The following is a 1,573-nucleotide window of genomic DNA, read 5'->3' on the forward strand; positions in this document are numbered from 1 at the left end:
CCCCCGACCGGGGAGCTCGGTGCGGCTTGTCGAGCGCCGCGCCTCGGGCACCTCGGGCGGCAGACCCCTCACCGGTGGAGGGGCATCTGCGCCCCGCGAGCTCACGGCCTCCGTCTCGACACCGTCTGCTTCTGTTTCATCCGACGCCTCGGCTGCTGATGCGTCGGATGCCGAGTCGTCGATGCCGTCGGCGTTCGGATCCTGCTCCGGGGCGTTCGCATAGAGGTCGGTGAGCTTGCGATACGACTTCGTGAAGAACGCGAGCGTCGCAGCGACGACCATGATGAGCCCGGCGAACAGGCAGATCAGGGCGATGCCGCGGGCCTCTCCCTCGCCGAGCAGCCATTCCCACCGCTGCTGCCCCGCGTCGGTCTTCATGTAGGGGATGATCAGGAACTCGGCGATCGGGGCGATGAGGAAGGCCGTGATCGGCGCGGCCGCGGCTTCCATCGCCGCCGCGACACCGAACACCCGGCCCTGTCTGTCGTAGCGCACCACCTTCTGGATGATCGTCTGTTCCGCCGCCTCGACCGGAGGCACGAGCGCCATGTAGATCCACATGCCGATGACGTACAGCGGCCACCACTCGCGCAGCATGAACACCGACCCGAGCAGTCCCATGGCGATCACGACGAGCAGCAGGGTGCGCATGGGCTTGCGTCCGAGACCGAACTTCGCCACCAGCCCGCCGCCGATCAGGAATCCGGTCGAGGCGAAGGCCAGCGCGAACCCCCACATCTGCGCATCGAACAGGGTGAGGCCGTACGGGTCCATCAGGGCCATGTACACGCCGCCGATGAGGTTGTTGAACGTCGAGAAGATGATGAGGGCGAACAGCCCCGGAGCGAGACGGATGGCCGTCACGCTGCCGCGGAAGTCGAGCGCGCTCGTGGCGTCGGGGTCGGGTCGAGGCGCACCCTCAGGGATGCGGATGAAGAGCAGATGCACGAACGTCAGCACCATCGCGCCGATCGCGATCGCAAGCGTCCATCCCATGCCGAGGAAGCCGATCGAGAGACCCGAGAAGACACTCGTCACGAGGAATGCGAGCCCCTGCACCGTGCCGACGAGGCCATTGGCGTTGGCTCTGCGATCCTCCGGCACGAGCAGGGTGACCGTCGTCGACAGGGCGATGTTGCGGAGTTGCTCGATGACCCCGCCGAACAGGATGACGGCCGAGAAGACCCAGAACCACGGGCCGCCGAGATCGAGCAGCGCCGCCTCTTGCTGCCAGACGTACAGCGCCCCCGCGATGAGGAACGCGACGGCGGAGATGACGCTCGAGAGCAGCATCACGGTGTGCTTGCGGTTGCGATCGACGATCGTGCCGAAGATCATCGCGAAGAACGCGATGAACAGCATGTAGGCGCCGCCGATGACGCCGGTCGCGAGCACGGACTGCGTCTCGATGTAGACCCAGAACGTCAGGGCGAACCACAGGAAGCTCGTCGTCACGTTGGCGATGAGCGTGTTGACGAGAACGTTCGCGAAGGCCGTCTTCGCAGCGGTGCGCTCCATGAAGTAGAGGGTAGGCGGGGGCACGGACATTCGGTAGAGCAGTGTGCTCAGGCGG

General features: G+C 66.1%; 1 protein-coding gene. It reads right to left on the reverse strand.

Annotated features, from left to right (window positions below; translation table 11 throughout):
- The coding region (locus J7E68_RS18690; protein ID WP_251049159.1) for an MFS transporter at positions 1-1,518 on the reverse strand (1,518 nt) is incomplete at its 3' end.
- Positions 1,519-1,573: the final 55 nt, after the last annotated feature.

Source organism: Microbacterium sp. ISL-103 (genome assembly GCF_018613995.1).
Lineage (GTDB): Bacteria > Actinomycetota > Actinomycetes > Actinomycetales > Microbacteriaceae > Microbacterium.